This window comes from Caballeronia sp. LZ001 (genome assembly GCF_031450875.1).
Classification (GTDB): Bacteria; Pseudomonadota; Gammaproteobacteria; order Burkholderiales; family Burkholderiaceae; genus Caballeronia.
Genome location: NZ_JARTVX010000004.1, coordinates 626642 through 640718 on the forward strand (window position 1 = coordinate 626642; position 14077 = coordinate 640718).

Here is a 14077-nt window from a genome sequence, read left to right on the forward strand (position 1 = left end):
GGCGTGCATCAAAAGTAACGCCGCATAAAGGCGAACGAACGACCGCTTGCGACCGCGACTTGACCGCATGCGACGTGCTAGAAGAAAGGCCTGCGAATACGGGCCACGCCGGATTGCGCGGGCTTTTTGTGCTTGCTAGCGTGGAGCGTACGTCCAAAGCGCCACACGCCATTCGATGCCCGTTCCCCAAGACTTCCACTTCCTGCTGCTGCCCGAATTCTCGTCCATTGGCTTCATGTCGGCGATCGAGCCCTTGCGGGTTGCGAATCGCTTCAGCGGCGAGTTGTATCGCTGGCATATCCTGTCGCCCGATGGCGGGCCGGTGGCCGCGAGCAACGGCATCTCGCTGAATGCGGAAAGCGCGTTCGACAGCGTGACGCACGCGGATACCGTGTTCGTCGTATCGGGATTCGAGCCGCTCGCGCGCTATACACGCGGCATCGGCGAGTGGTTGAAGCGGCTGGATCGCGCGGGCGCGACGCTTGGCGGCATCGATACGGGCAGCTTCATTCTCGCCGAAGCCGGCCTGCTCGCGGACAAGCGCGCGACGTTGCACTGGGAAGCGGCGGCGGCCTTCGCCGAGCGCTATCCCGCGATAGAAACGAGCCAGGAGTTGTTCGAGATCGATACGCGGCGCATTACGTGCGCGGGCGGCACTGCGTCCATCGACCTCATGCTGGATCTGATCGCGCGCGATCATGGCGCGGAACTCGCGGCGCAAGTGTCGGAGCAGTTCGTGCTGGGGCGCATCCGGCAGCGCTCGGACCATCAGCGCATGAAGATCGCGGCGCGCTATGGCATTCACAATCGCAAGCTGATCCAGGTGATCGGCGTGATGGAGCAGCATATGGAAGAGCCGCTCTCGCCCGATGAGCTCGCGCAATCCATCAGCGTCACGCGACGTCAGCTCGAACGCCTGTTCTGCACCGCGCTAAAGGACACGCCGACGCATTTTTATCTCGGGCTGCGTCTCACGCGCGCACGCGAACTACTGCAGCAAACCGATATGTCGATACTTGCCGTGTGTGTCGCGTGCGGGTTCGAATCGCCGTCGCACTTTTCGCGGACGTATCGCGCGCGCTTCAATGCAAGTCCGCGGCAGGACCGCAGCGCGTTGCGCGCCGTGCCTGCCGCCGCATGATCTTCGTCTCGCTAGAACGAGTGCCGCATGCCGATGCGCACATCCGACTGCGTATTCGAAGTCGACGGCGTGAAGCTATAACCGATGACGGCATCGATCGGACCCGACGCACGCAGATAATCGCCGAATACATAGACGTCGGTACGCTTCGAAAGCAGATAGTGCAGTCCGAGCGAACCCTGGTTCCAGTGATTGCCTTCGAAGCGCGTGTGCTGATAACCGCCGTAAAGCGCGAGATCCGGCCTGAACGAATACGACGCGCCGCCTTCGTAGACTTGCATATGCGAGGTCACGCCGAGGCCCTTGATGGTCGTGTACGTGAAGTTGCCCGAGAGCATCAGGTCGCCGAGCGTCCACGCGCCGCCGACTGCAAAGGCGCCTTGTTTATCGACGGGAAACGAATTCGTGCTGTAGAGGTCCGTGACTGCGCCCGTGGCCGGATCGACCGATACCGTCGGCTGGCCCAAGAACGTGCGCGCGCCGATCATCGCGTAGGGATCGAACGCGTAAATGCCGAACGGGTTGTTCAGTTGCGTATAGGCCGCGCCCACGTTAAAGGTGTTGGCCGCATAGTGCGCGCCCACGCTCCACGCGCTGTTGCGATGAAAGTCGCCCGCGTTATTGCCGAACGAATACATGCCGCCGAAGGTGAAGCCCGCGATATTGTTCGAGAGGAACTTGACCGAGTTCGGCAAGCGGTCGCCGTTCATCCGGTCGAAGTCGCCCTGGTGGATGGCATAGCCGCTTCCCCATGCCGAGATGTTGTAGAGGTAGACCATCTCCTCGGTCATATCGAGCTGATTACCGAACGAGATTTGCCCCCACGGGTTCTTGAGGCCCACATAGGCTTGCCGTCCAAACTCCGCGCCGCCGAATGCATAGCGCCCGGTCCCGAGGCGGAAGCCCGATTCCAGCGCGAAGATCGCCTGCAGTCCGCCGCCCAAATCTTCCACGCCACGAAAGCCGATGCGGTTGCCGTAGGACACGCCATCGTCGAACTTCACGACATGCGAGCCACCGGTGTTGTTCACATAGGTGATGCCTGCATCGAGAATGCCGTAGAGCGTCACGCTGCTCTGCGCGTGCGATAGGGCCGGCGCGCCTGCCGCGCTCGCCGCGAGCGCGAGTCCCGCAAGACTGGCACGACGGCTGCGGGCGAGTCTCGAAACGCTTCGTGCGGCATGTCCTCTTCTCATCTGCTGCTCCTCTTCTTGTGGATTGTCGTGTCGTTGAAGGTTGCTGATCGTTCGTCGTGTCCTGCTGAAAGTGCTAAAGACTGCCGCTGAAACGCTGCATTTCGATGCATCGGCGTGCGTGCGCCAACGTCGTAAAAGTAAGGCCACATATAAGCCACGGCTCGACCCGGTGCGACGCAAACATGCCCAGTTGCGACTCGCGCTCATTTGCAGCCCTTCTATTTCGGACATGCCCGATATCGGATTCCTCTGCTCCTACCCATACTTCCGAATCTGTAAAAAAGCGCTACATCGCAACATCTGCATCAACCACTGATCGAACATGACCACTCGCTGCCTGAGCATCTTCCACGTCGACGCCCCTCACGTTCTTGCCAATCACAAGCACTACAGCTCTCGCATGGGCTATGAGCACACCGCTGTTTCCATGGCGGGTATGCAGGGCAAAGCCCAACGAACGCTTCTCAAGTACGAACTCGTGCTGCATCACTTGCGGCAGATGCCTGAAATGGCTTTGCTCGTCTGCTTCAGCGAAGACTGCCTCGTGCTGAACATGTATCCCGTCGAACCCATGGCCGAAGGAAGGCAACATCTGCTTCCTTCGCTCAACGGCAACACGGGCAGTCATCAGGCCGCCGTGCAGGTCTGGCGTAACACGAAGGACATTCGCAACTTCATCGTTCGTTGCATCGGCGAATGCAAGATCGGCGGCGCAACCGATGACGAAGAAACCTTGCTCGCCCCGCTCGACGTCATCGAACCGATGGGCGAGCGCGGTGGTGTCACGTGCGCCATGTTCTGCAATCCACGCTTCACGCCTGTCTGGGCTACGTATCCGAATCTGTGGACCATCGTGATGGACGAAGAGAAGATGTACGGCTACATTCATCCGAGCTTTCGCAACGCGCTCGCCGAGCACATCAACGATTGCCAGCAAAAAGGCGCGCGCCTGCTCGATTTTTCAGCCCATGCGAATGTGCCCGCCGAACCCTTCAGCGTCTACAACCCCGGCCAGCCCATCGCGCTCGTGACCTACTACACGGCTAACGTGCGCGAGTACGGCGCAATCGCCGAATTGAACTTCAAGCGTTATTGCGAGCGTCACGGCTACACGCTCTACGTCTATCGCGATACGCCCGCCGAGGTGGAACCAGGCACGACGGGCACTTGGCTCAAGCCATGGTTCCTGCGCAAATATCTGCCGCATCACGAATGGGTCATGTGGGTCGATGCCGACATTCTTTTCGTCGATCAATCCAAGCCGCTCGAACCGCTCTTCGCGAATCGCGATCTTCTCGCCGCGCACGACATCGGTCCTTGGATCATCAATGCAGGCGTGCTCGGTTTCAAACGCACGGACCATAATGTCGAGTTCGTCGAAGAGATCTATCGCGCCGTGAGCGCCGCGCCCGACAAGTCGAGCACGTATGCGAACGGCGGCGATCAGACGATCATTGCAAACCTTTTGCGCGAACGTCTCGACTGGGCGCTCGAGGACGGACTGGACTGCATCGGCATCAATACGCCGTGGTATTTTCAGCAGCCTTCCAGCCTGATGGTCCACTTCCTCGCCATCCAGTCGCCCATGCGCGCCATGCTGATGTCGCAGCAGGAACGCGTCAGCTTGCAACTCAACTGATCGTTTTCGATCACTTCACCCCGAGCGCGGTCTGAACGGCTTCCAGGCCGTTCCCGCCGCTCGCAGTCGTCACACCATCGAGCCACGTCTTCAGCAGTTCCGGATGCCGTTTCAATGCGTCCGTGGCGGCTGTATCGACGCGCGTCTTCTTCTCCAGCACGTCGGTTATCACGCCGTTTTCCAGATCTACGTTGAACGCCATCTGCTTGAACAGGCGGCCGACGTTCGGGCATTGCTGCTCGTAGCCGTTACGAGCCACCGTGTTGACCGTCGCGCCGCCGAAGTTCGGGCCGAAGTATCGATCCCCGCCATCGAGGTAGGCGAGCTTGAACTTGGTGTTCATGAGATGCGGCTCCCAGCCCAGAAACACGATCCACTTCTTGTCCCGCACCGCGCGATCCACTTGCGTGAGCATGCCCGTCTCGCTCGATTCCACGAGCTTCCATCCGCCCAGCCCAAAGGCTTTGTCGTCGATCATGCGTTTGATGTTCTGATTCGCGGGCGCGCCCGGCTCGATACCGTAGACGCGGTCATCGAACTTGTCGGCGTTCTTCGCGAGATCGGCGAATGAATGCACGCCGGCTGCGGCGACATAGTCGGGCACGGCCAGCGTGAACTTCGCGTTGGATAGATTGGCGCGCACCACCTGCACCGACTTGTCGTCGATGAACGGCTTCACGAGCGGCGCCTGCGCCGGCATCCAGTTGCCAAGAAACACGTCGATCTGGCCTTTTTTGAGGCCTTGATACGTGATCGGCACAGACAGGTTCGCCACGTTCTGCCTGTAGCCGAGCGCTTTCAGAATGACGCCGCTCATCGCATTGGTGGCGTCGATGTCTGTCCATCCCGGACCTGCCATGCGCACCTGCGTGCAGGTCGAGGGATCGGCGGCGAATGTGGGCGAGACCACGGCGACGAGCGCGGCAACAATGAGCGCATGAAACAAGGGCTTTTTCATGGGGCGTTCCTGTCGTTGGAGTTGCGGGTGACTAGCGCGGGACTAGCGCTCGACCGCAGGAAAGCGCGCCATGGCTTCGAGCGTATCGAGGTCGATGTGATTGCGCATGTAGCGCTGGCTCGCATCGACATGCGGCTGCCAGTCCCACGACTGGATCGCACCTTGCGTGGTCGCGGCGAAATGGAAATGGCGGCGGCGCTGACTCTTGAGCACATCGCGATGCAGCGCTTCCAGGTCCCAGCGTCGCGCGATCTCATCGCGGAACGCGGTGACCTGCGACGCGTGCCGCGCATCGCTCGCGAGGTTATTGCGTTCGAGGGGATCGGCGGCGACATCGTAGAGTTGATCGGGATCGACACTTGTATGGATGAACTTGTAGCGCCCCCGCCGGATCATCACGATAGGCGCGATTGCACCTTCCGCGAGGAACTCGCCGATGGCTTCGTCATGGCCGTCCGCGCCCGCGAGATGCGGCACGAGGCTTTGCCCGTCGATGTTATCCGGCCACGCTGAAGGCGCATCGCCGCGCGCAAGTTCGACGAGCGTGGGCAACACATCGAGATGCGATACCGAAGCGCTCACGCGATGCGCATCGAAACGCTTCGGCGCATGCACGATCAAGGGCACACGGCAGCCGCCCTCGAAAAACGTCATCTTGTACCAGAGGCCGCGCTCGCCGAGCATCTCGCCGTGATCCGACGTCACGACGATGGTTGTGTCATTTGCGAGACCCGCCTGTTCCAGCGCTTCGAGTATCGATGCGAATTGATCGTCCACGTACGACACCGCGCCGTAATACGCACGGCGAGCATTGCGAATCTGTCTCTCGGTTGGCGGCGTGCGATCCGTCTCGCAGACATGACGAAGGCGCTGCGAATGCGGATCGCTGGCTTCGAGCGAATCGCGATACGAAGGCATGTCGATGTCGTCATCGCCATACAGGTCCCAGTATTTTTTCGGAATGGCATACGGGTCATGCGGATGCGTCAGCGACGCGACCATCATGAACGGTCGTACGTCTTTGCCCGCATTGCGCTCGCGCGCGATATCGAACAGCTTCTGACGCGTGGTGAAGGTCACTTCGTCGTCGAAGTCGAGTTGATTCGTGCGCACGCACGGACCTGCGTCGATCACGGAACTCATGTTGTGATACCACGAGGGACGCGCCTCGAAATTCTCCCAGTCGGGCGTCCAGCCGAAATCGGCGGGATAGATGTCGGTCGTCAGCCGCTCCTCGAAGCCGTGCAACTGGTCCGCGCCGCAGAAATGCATCTTGCCGGAAAGAATCGTGCGATATCCCTCGGCACGCAAGTAGTGCGCGAACGTGAGCGTCTCCGAAGGGAACTCGGCCGCGTTGTCATAAGCGCCGATTTGCGAAGGCAGCTTACCCGCGAGCAACGAAAAGCGTGACGGCGCGCAGAGCGGACTCGCGCAGTAGGCCGATTCGAACACCACGCCTTCACGCGCGAGCGCGTCGATGCACGGCGTCTTCGTCACTCCGTTGCCGTATGCCGCAAGCGCGAACGGCGTGAGCTGATCGGCCATGAGAATAAGGATATTTTGTTTTGTCTCAAGCATGAATGCATACCTCGAATAGAATCGACAGCGGACACGCGCATGGCGATGCGGGTTCGCTTCATGTGACTATTGCCGTTCAAATGGCCGCTGTGAAGAGAGCAAATCGTTATGCGCCCATAAGGGGGATTTATGCCGCGCCAGGACCGTCTACCGCCCATGCAGGCGCTCTCGATGTTCGAGTCCGCCGCGCGTCTCGCGAGCTTCACTGCCGCCGCGCGTGAACTCGGCTCGACACAGCCCGCCGTGAGCCAGCGCGTGGTGCAACTCGAAGAAGCGCTCGGCGTGCCGCTTTTCGAGCGCGGGCACCGGGGCGTCACCTTGACTGAAGACGGCGCGCGTCTCTTCGAAGCGGTCCGTCAAGGCCTCGATATCATCCGCACGGCTACCGGCGAGATTCGCGCGCGTAACGCTCAGCGCACGCTCACGCTGTTGACCGATCTCGGCTTCGCGACTTACTGGCTCATGCCGCGCCTGCCGCAATTCAAGGCGCTGATGCCCGATGTCGATGTGAAGATCGTCACCTCGCAAAATGTATCGGATGCCGACGGCGAACCGGCGGACGTGGTGATCGCATTCGGCAGCTCGCGCGCGCAGTGGAGTTCGCCGCACGCCATCCGGCTCTTTCCTGAAAGCGTCGTGCCGGTATGCAGCCCGGCGCTCGTGGCACGCAACAAGCCGTCGAGTGCCGCCGATCTCCTCGACTTGCCGCTCTTGCATCTGCAGGCTACCTTGCCCGAACGCTGGCTTTCATGGGCCGGCTGGTTCGAGGCGCATGGGTTGAGCGCGCCGCCAGCGCAAGGCGGCTTCACCTTCAACAGTTACGCGCTCGTCACGCATGCGGCCGTGATGGGCCAGGGCGTCGCGCTTGGCTGGGCGCCGCTCGTCGATGACCTCATCGCCAAAGGCCACCTCATCGCGCTAGACGATACTCCGCTCGTCACCGATCGCGGCTACGTGCTCGTCACGCAACGCGAGCCGTCTGCCGTCGTGCGCGCGTTCAGCAACTGGCTGCTCGATGAATGCGACGTGATCGCCTGACGCTTGCATACCAGCGCGACGGCGCTTCGCTTCTATCCGTCGTGCCCGTGCATTTGCTCTACTAGCGATAACGTTCGCCGCACGAGCGGCGTGGCGACCTTTATCGAATGTGGAGCGTGCATGTCCGCTGAAACCCGTCCCAATCAACTGGTGCTGACCGTTGCGTGTCCGAGCGCGGCGGGGCAAGTAGCCGCCATCGTCGGCTTTCTCGAACGCCATCATGGTTATATCGACGAACTCACCGTGTTCGACGACGACCTGAGCGAACGCTTCTTCGTGCGCTGCGTGTTTCATGGCGCAAGCCGAGACGACACGCTCGATCTGCCGATGCTGCAGCGCGAGTTCGAACCCATCGCCCAACGCTTCTCGATGAACTGGTCGATGCACGATCTCAACGCGCGGTCCAAGGTGCTCATCATGGTGTCGAAGCTCGAACACTGCCTCGCGGACCTGCTGTTCCGCTGGCGCATGGGCGAACTGAAGATGGATATCGTCGGCATTGCGTCGAATCATCCGGACCTGGCGCCGCTTGCAGAACAACACGGTCTGCGCTTTCATCATCTGCCGATCACGGCCGATACCAAGGCGCAGCAGGAAGCGCGTCTGCTCGATCTCTTCGAGACATCCGGTGCGGAACTGATGATTCTCGCGCGCTACATGCAGATTCTTTCCGGCGATACGAGCCGCAAACTCAAAGGCCGCGCGATCAACATCCATCATTCGTTCTTGCCTGGCTTCAAGGGCGCAAAGCCCTATCACCAGGCGCATACGCGCGGCGTAAAGCTGATTGGCGCCACTGCGCACTTCGTCACCGACGATCTCGACGAAGGCCCGATCATCGAACAGGAAGTGGAGCGCGTGGATCACTCCTATAGCCCCGAGCGCCTGCTTGCAACGGGACGCGATGTCGAATGCATCACGCTTGCGCGCGCCATCAAGGCGTTCACGGAACGGCGCGTGTTCATCAACGGCGAGCGCACTGTCGTTCTAAGGTAAGCACAAAAAAGGGGTGCCGCGGATTCGCGGCACCCCTTCTTGATCCAGGCGCTGAGACCTTACTTCACCCAGCTGTCCACGCGATCGCCATGCGCGCCGATCCATGCATCGGCGGCGGCTTGCGGCTTCTCACCGTTTTGCGTCGCGAGCATCACGCTGTCGATTTCACCCGGTTTCCACTGGAATTTCTTCAGGAAGGCCACGACCGGCGGGGCCTTCTTTTCGAGTTCCGGATTCACCACGCTATCGACGTGTTCCGCTTCGCCGAAGACCTTCTTCGGATCTTCCAGGAATTTCAGCTTGTACTTCGCGAACATCCAGTGCGGCTTCCAGCCGGTCACGATGATCGGCTTCTTCGCCGCTTCCGAACGCGCAAGTTCAGCGGTCATCGCGCTGCCCGAACTCGGCATCAGCCTGTAGTCGAGGTTATAAGCCTTGATGGCTTCGCTCGTCTTTTGCATCACGCCCGCGCCCGCATCGATACCGACGATGCGCGAATCGAATTCGGCCTTCTTCGCTTCGAGGTCGGTCAGGCTGTTGGCATCGACGTTTTCAGGAACGATCAGACCAATCTTCGCATCATTGAAGTTGGGTCCGAGGTCGACGACCTTCGTCTTGAAGTTGTTCCAATACGCACCGTGCGTCACCGGCAGCCACGCGGACAGCGTCGCATCCAGATCGCCGCGCGCCACGCCCTGCCACATCACGCCTGCCGCCACCGGCACGAGTTGCACCTGATAGCCCAGCTTCTTTTCGATGATGCGCGCCGCCACGTTCGACGTCGCCACGCTGTCGTCCCAGCCTTCGACGTAGCCAATCTTGATGGTCGGTTTATCTTCGGCGTTTGCGCCCATGCTCGTGGCCAGTGCCGCAGCCATGGCGCTCAGCACGAACAGTCTTCTCATCGCTTTCATTTGATTTCCCCTTTGCGGCCCCACGCCGTAGCGTCCAGAATCACCAGCCAGAATTGGCCAGTAACGCACTTTTCCGACACTCAGTTGTCCAGAAGCGACGCCGAGTTTTATTTGTCCACCACGAGGTCGCTCAAAGGCTTGCTGCAGCACAACAGCACCATGCCCTGATCGATTTCGCGCTGACGAATGCCGCCTGCGTGCTTCATGCTCACTTCGCCCGATACGAGCTTGACCTTGCATGTGCCGCACATGCCTTGCGTGCACGATGAGGGTAAACGCACCCCGGCTTTCTTCGCGGCATCGAGCACGTTCTCGTTGCTACCGCATTCGATGTCGCGCCGGATCTTGGCGAAGCTGACTTTGTATGTCGTATCGACAGGCGCCGCTGGTCGAGGCGCAAAGCCGACTGCCTCTTCACGCGCTTCGACGAAATCGGTCTGTGTGGCGATGGCGTCGGCCACGTGCGCGGTCGTCAACTGCGATGCGACCTCCGCAATGGTCTCGAACGAGAAGCTCTCTTCGTGATAATGCTTGCGATCGAAACCGCCTTCGTCGAGAAGATCGCGGACCGCCTTCATATAAGGCGCGGGACCGCACGTGAAGATCTCGCGTTCTAGATAGTCCGGTGCAATCAGCTTCAGAAGCGGCAAGCTGAGAAAGCCCGTCACACCGGCCCAGTTCGTGCGCGTGCCCACGCGCTCGCAAACGAAGGCCGTGCGAAAGTTCGTCTGATTCGATGCAATGAGATCCAGCTCGCGCGAGAAGATGATGTCGTCGGGCGTGCGCGCGCTGTGCACGAAGACGATATCCGCGTCCTCGCCGAGTTCGTGATGCGCGCGGCTCATCGACATGAGCGGCGTGATACCCGACCCCGCCGAAAGAAACAGGAACTTGCGCGCCGGATGCCGCGCACAGGTGAACTCGCCCGAAGGCCCGAGCACACGCACGCGCGATCCCGCAATCACGTTGTCATGCAGCCAGTTCGAAACTTTTCCGCCCGGTACACGCTTGACCGTGATCGAAATGGTGTGCGGCCGCGTGGGCGAAGAGGAAATCGTATAGCAGCGATTGATCTGCTCGCCGTCGATATCGAGTTCCAGTGTAATGAACTGCCCCGGTTCGAACACGAAGCTGCGTTCGCTCGGCGCCTTGAAGAAAAAACTCTTCACGTCGTGCGTTTCCTGCCGGACGTGACAGCAGACGAGTGTGTCGTCGGTATCGCTATTCCAGCGCGCGGGCAGCGTCCCCCAGAAGCGCGGCTGGGTGACACGGCTTGCAGTCGGCTCGAACGTGGCCTGATCGCGCATCATGTTTTGCCTCTCGAACGCGCTTAGCGCATGAAGGAAACGACTTTCTCGCCATGCGTGACCACGTCCTTGTCGGGCGTGTTCGCATAGTTGTCGAGGCGGCCGATATACCACTCGCAGAACTTTTCCACGAGCCCTTCGGTGAACGGCGAATACGGGCCCGGCTCGTAAGCGCTGCTCGTTGCACCCAGCTGCGAATACTCGACCAACGTGCGGTCCTGTTCGTTCGTTGCGCGCCACACGGCGGTGAGATTGTCGACGTCGTAATCGATACCTTCGCGCGCGTCCTTATGCACGAGCCACTTGGTGCGCACGAGCGTTTCGCCCGCGGACAGCGGAATCACGCTGAACGTGACGATGTGATCGCTCATGAAGTGATGCCACGAATTCGGTTGCGTCCAGAACGACAAGCCGCCCAGGTCCGCGCGCTCGAAGCCGCCAAGCAGCTTCTTCGATGCCACCTTCGCGTCGAGCGTCTGCGATTCGCCATCGCGGTCGAGTGGCAGACGTTGCGTGCGAAAACCGGTGACGAGATCCGCCAGACGTTCGATCTCGGCGGAAGGCAGGTTCATTGCTTCCCATTGCTTCGTGCGTTCGCTCACCGTGCGTTCGAACGCGGCCATGCCGTCCTCGTTCGCAGGGGTGCGTTGATAACCGAAGCCGTATTCATAGAGCGAAATGGTCAACTCGGGATGGTTTGCCACGCAGTGATAGCACTCGCGGTTGTTCTCCATCGTGAGCTTCCAGTTGCCCTTTTCCACGATGTCGATGTTCGCCGCGATCTTGCAATCGGCGAGACCGTGCGGCAAAAGATACGGCTCCATCGACTCGCGCAGCACGGAGAAATCGGCGGGCGGTTCATCGGCGAGACAGATGAAGATCAGGCCCGCGAGGTTCTGCACATGAACCTTCTTGAGGCTATGTTTGCAGCGGTCGAACTGTTCGCCCATGTGTTCGGCGAACATGAGGTCGCCGTTGAGGTTATAGGTCCAGCTGTGATACGGGCACACGATATTGCCGAGCGAGCCTTTCTCCTGATTGCAAAGACGCGCGCCGCGATGACGGCAGACGTTGTGGAACGCGCGAATCTGCATGTCGTCGTCGCGCACGATCAGGATCGAATCGTGGCCGATATCGACGGTCGTATAGTCGCCCGGCTCCGGCACGTCCGGCTCGATCGCAACCTGTATCCAGTGCTGCCGGAAGATCGCGTCCAGGTCGAGCGCGTGAATCTCGTCGCTCGTGTAGAACGGCGCTTCGAGCGTGTGGCCCTTTTTGCGGCGTTCGATCATTGCGCGAACGTCTGCCGAAACTTTCATCGTGTGCTCCGTTGTGCGTCACGTCTGGTGCCCCGCCAACACCCCTGAAATGCGGGCTTGCTGCGCTTTGAACTTAATAATCCACCAGTTGATGCTCGCGCAAATACGCCAGGATCACTTGTGCTTTTTCGACGGAACTCCCTTCAATTACGACGCTTCCGCCACGGCTTTCGGTCGTGGTCGCGGAAAGCATGCGGGCATGGCCGGTGCGCTTTTCGGGCGCGGCGAGGCGCTTGGGCTTCGCGCTCACGGGGCCGACGCTCCATGCGCTCGCTTCCGGATCGACAGGCGCGGCCGCTGCAACCGGTGCGACGCGTCCTTCGCGCATACGCGCATACGCGTAGCGCGGTGTCGCGTTGGCGAGCGGATGCACGGCGATGAGCGCGGGCAACTGCACGCGCACACGGCGACGCAAGCCCTTCGGCATGAACTGGCGCACTTCGACGCCTTCGTTCGTCACGTCGATATCGACAGCCGAGCCGACTAGCGCGACGTTCAACGCATCGGCAAGCCGATACGGCAACGTGCCGCTATCGAACGCGCCTTCGGCACGCGTGCCGGTCAAGACGAGTCGATAACCCGCGAGACGTTGCGCGAGTGCCGCGCAGGCATCGCCCGGTGTGTTGAGCACTTCGACGCGCGGCGCGCCCAGTGCGAGATATTCGGCAAGCGCGGGATTGGCGGGGTCGCCTGCATGCAGCACATCGAGTTGCGCGCCGTGTTCCTTTGCAATGTCGATACCGAGGGCGAGCGCGGCCGCGTCGTTGCGGCTATAACGCGCCGTGCCGCTGATAGGATGCTGGCCAGTAGAAACGAGAACGGCTATTTTCATGCGTACGCTCCTTCGGCAAGCGTCGCCGTCTGCAGGATCGGGCTGCCATTGGTACGCGATGCACGCGCGGCCGACGCCGCGTCCGTCAGCGCCTTGATGGTCTCTTGCGTATCCGCGACGATGGTCAAATTCGCACGCTTGGCAATGGGCGCGCTCGCATCGAGATTGACCGCGATGACATGCCGGCAATCCTTGATGCCTTGCAGGTGCTGCACCGCGCCCGAGATGCCGAACGCGATATACACGCTAGCTTCCACCGTCTTGCCCGTGGCGCCGATCTGCTTGTCGCGCGAGAACTTGCCGTCGTCGACGGCCACCCGGCTCGCGCCGATAGCCGCGCCCAAGGTGCTTGCCAACGCTTCGAATGCGGGCACGTCCGTCACGCCGTTGCCCGCCGAGATGATGAAGTCCGCTTCTTCGAGCGCGACTTGGGCCGCGTCCATTTCCTCGATGCCGAGATCGACATACGCGCTCGGCATCGTCGCGGGCACGACGTCTTCGCTATTCACGCGCGCGCCTGCGCCGACGTAAGGCAGCTTGGCATCGACCGCATTCGGTGCGAGCAAGATCACATCGGGTAGCGCACGCAATGCCACCGCGCGGCCAGCATGCGCATACGCAGCGACGTGCTGAAGGTCGAGTTCCACCACGTGTGTGGCGATACTCGCACCGGCGCGCGCCGCGTAACGCCGGCCGAGATCGCCGTCGCCGGTTGCGTTGTCGGGCATGAAGACATGCACGGGCGTGAAGGCCGCGACGCAGGCAGCGAGCGCGCGCAGTTCTTCATCCGGTGCGAAATGGCGGCGATCGAAGCCGGGCAGCTCGATATAACGATCCGCGCCGAGCGACGCCGCATCGTCACTGAACGCGCCGAACGCGATCAACACGACTTCGGTTTCATCGTCCGCGAGCAAGGCGGCGGCGGCCAGTGCCTGACGGCCGTGATCGTCGAGCGCGCCGCGATCCGTATGCGCCGCCACCAGCACCGCGCGACGCGACGCTTTCGACGTGCGGCGCGGCTTCGCTGCATCATGGTGTGTTGCGACGAAGTCAAGCAGCGCGCCGCTGCCGATCTCGCCGAGCGTGATGCGCTTGAGCCCCGCGCTCGTGAAGATAAACGGCCTGCGCGGATCGATTCGTTTGATGTTGTCGTTCATCG

General features: G+C 61.1%; 12 protein-coding genes. 4 read left to right on the plus strand and 8 right to left on the minus strand.

The window, feature by feature from the left end:
* Positions 1-175: 175 nt before the first annotated feature.
* Positions 176-1141 carry a GlxA family transcriptional regulator gene (locus tag P9292_RS13195; RefSeq protein ID WP_244829053.1) on the plus strand — a complete coding sequence of 322 codons (966 nt, stop codon included), beginning with the start codon at positions 176-178 and terminating at the stop codon, positions 1139-1141.
* Positions 1142-1152: 11 nt separating this feature from the next.
* On the opposite strand, the gene P9292_RS13200 is transcribed toward P9292_RS13195, so the two are convergent.
* The gene (locus P9292_RS13200; RefSeq protein ID WP_309959390.1) at positions 1153-2337 is read right to left on the minus strand and encodes a porin; all 1185 of its coding nucleotides are present in this window, start codon (positions 2335-2337) and stop codon (positions 1153-1155) included.
* 322 nt (positions 2338-2659) lie between these two features.
* On the opposite strand from P9292_RS13200, the gene P9292_RS13205 reads away from it, so the two are divergent.
* A complete protein-coding gene (locus tag P9292_RS13205; RefSeq protein WP_250493052.1) occupies positions 2660-3976 on the plus strand; it encodes a hypothetical protein in 1317 nt (438 codons plus the stop codon).
* 10 nt (positions 3977-3986) lie between these two features.
* Here the strand turns inward: P9292_RS13205 and P9292_RS13210 are convergent, their stop codons facing one another.
* Positions 3987-4934: a choline ABC transporter substrate-binding protein gene (locus P9292_RS13210; protein WP_309959392.1), complete on the minus strand. Its 948-nt coding sequence runs from the start codon at positions 4932-4934 to the stop codon at positions 3987-3989.
* Positions 4935-4976: 42 nt separating this feature from the next.
* Positions 4977-6512, minus strand: a complete 1536-nt coding sequence (gene betC, locus P9292_RS13215; protein WP_309959394.1) for a choline-sulfatase — start codon at positions 6510-6512, stop codon at positions 4977-4979.
* 129 nt (positions 6513-6641) lie between these two features.
* On the opposite strand from betC, the gene P9292_RS13220 reads away from it, so the two are divergent.
* Both P9292_RS13220 and purU read left to right on the plus strand, forming a co-directional pair.
* Complete coding sequence (locus P9292_RS13220) at positions 6642-7550, plus strand: choline sulfate utilization transcriptional regulator (protein ID WP_309959396.1); 909 nt, start codon at positions 6642-6644, stop codon at positions 7548-7550.
* 120 nt (positions 7551-7670) lie between these two features.
* Positions 7671-8546: a formyltetrahydrofolate deformylase gene (gene purU / locus P9292_RS13225; protein ID WP_309959398.1), complete on the plus strand. Its 876-nt coding sequence runs from the start codon at positions 7671-7673 to the stop codon at positions 8544-8546.
* 59 nt (positions 8547-8605) lie between these two features.
* On the opposite strand, the gene P9292_RS13230 is transcribed toward purU, so the two are convergent.
* From P9292_RS13230 to P9292_RS13250, 5 genes are all read right to left on the minus strand, one after another.
* On the minus strand, positions 8606-9460 hold the full coding sequence (locus P9292_RS13230) for a glycine betaine ABC transporter substrate-binding protein (RefSeq protein WP_244829046.1): 855 nt from the start codon (positions 9458-9460) through the stop codon (positions 8606-8608).
* A 107-nt stretch (positions 9461-9567) separates the two neighbouring features.
* A complete protein-coding gene (locus P9292_RS13235) occupies positions 9568-10767 on the minus strand; it encodes a hybrid-cluster NAD(P)-dependent oxidoreductase (protein ID WP_244829739.1) in 1200 nt (399 codons plus the stop codon).
* A gap of 23 nt (positions 10768-10790) precedes the next feature.
* Positions 10791-12086 (minus strand): aromatic ring-hydroxylating dioxygenase subunit alpha, encoded by a 1296-nt coding sequence (locus P9292_RS13240; RefSeq protein ID WP_309959400.1) that lies wholly within the window; start codon positions 12084-12086, stop codon positions 10791-10793.
* A gap of 73 nt (positions 12087-12159) precedes the next feature.
* Positions 12160-12918, minus strand: a complete 759-nt coding sequence (locus tag P9292_RS13245) for an electron transfer flavoprotein subunit beta/FixA family protein (RefSeq protein WP_309959402.1) — start codon at positions 12916-12918, stop codon at positions 12160-12162.
* Complete coding sequence (locus P9292_RS13250) at positions 12915-14075, minus strand: electron transfer flavoprotein subunit alpha/FixB family protein (RefSeq protein WP_309959405.1); 1161 nt, start codon at positions 14073-14075, stop codon at positions 12915-12917. Before P9292_RS13250 ends, P9292_RS13245 begins: the two co-directional genes overlap by 4 nt.
* Positions 14076-14077: the final 2 nt, after the last annotated feature.

Excerpts from the sequence above, each read along its gene's own strand:
- P9292_RS13240 (WP_309959400.1), bottom strand. The coding sequence starts at position 12,086 with ATGAAAGTTTCGGCAGACGTTCGCGCAATGATCGAACGCCGCAAAAAG.
- P9292_RS13250 (WP_309959405.1), bottom strand. The coding sequence starts at position 14,075 with ATGAACGACAACATCAAACGAATCGATCCGCGCAGGCCGTTTATCTTC.
- purU (WP_309959398.1), top strand. The coding sequence starts at position 7,671 with ATGTCCGCTGAAACCCGTCCCAATCAACTGGTGCTGACCGTTGCGTGT.
- P9292_RS13245 (WP_309959402.1), bottom strand. The coding sequence starts at position 12,918 with ATGAAAATAGCCGTTCTCGTTTCTACTGGCCAGCATCCTATCAGCGGC.
- P9292_RS13195 (WP_244829053.1), top strand. The coding sequence starts at position 176 with ATGCCCGTTCCCCAAGACTTCCACTTCCTGCTGCTGCCCGAATTCTCG.
- P9292_RS13220 (WP_309959396.1), top strand. The coding sequence starts at position 6,642 with ATGCCGCGCCAGGACCGTCTACCGCCCATGCAGGCGCTCTCGATGTTC.
- P9292_RS13210 (WP_309959392.1), bottom strand. The coding sequence starts at position 4,934 with ATGAAAAAGCCCTTGTTTCATGCGCTCATTGTTGCCGCGCTCGTCGCC.
- P9292_RS13205 (WP_250493052.1), top strand. The coding sequence starts at position 2,660 with ATGACCACTCGCTGCCTGAGCATCTTCCACGTCGACGCCCCTCACGTT.
- P9292_RS13230 (WP_244829046.1), bottom strand. The coding sequence starts at position 9,460 with ATGAAAGCGATGAGAAGACTGTTCGTGCTGAGCGCCATGGCTGCGGCA.
- betC (WP_309959394.1), bottom strand. The coding sequence starts at position 6,512 with ATGCTTGAGACAAAACAAAATATCCTTATTCTCATGGCCGATCAGCTC.
- P9292_RS13235 (WP_244829739.1), bottom strand. The coding sequence starts at position 10,767 with ATGCGCGATCAGGCCACGTTCGAGCCGACTGCAAGCCGTGTCACCCAG.
- P9292_RS13200 (WP_309959390.1), bottom strand. The coding sequence starts at position 2,337 with ATGAGAAGAGGACATGCCGCACGAAGCGTTTCGAGACTCGCCCGCAGC.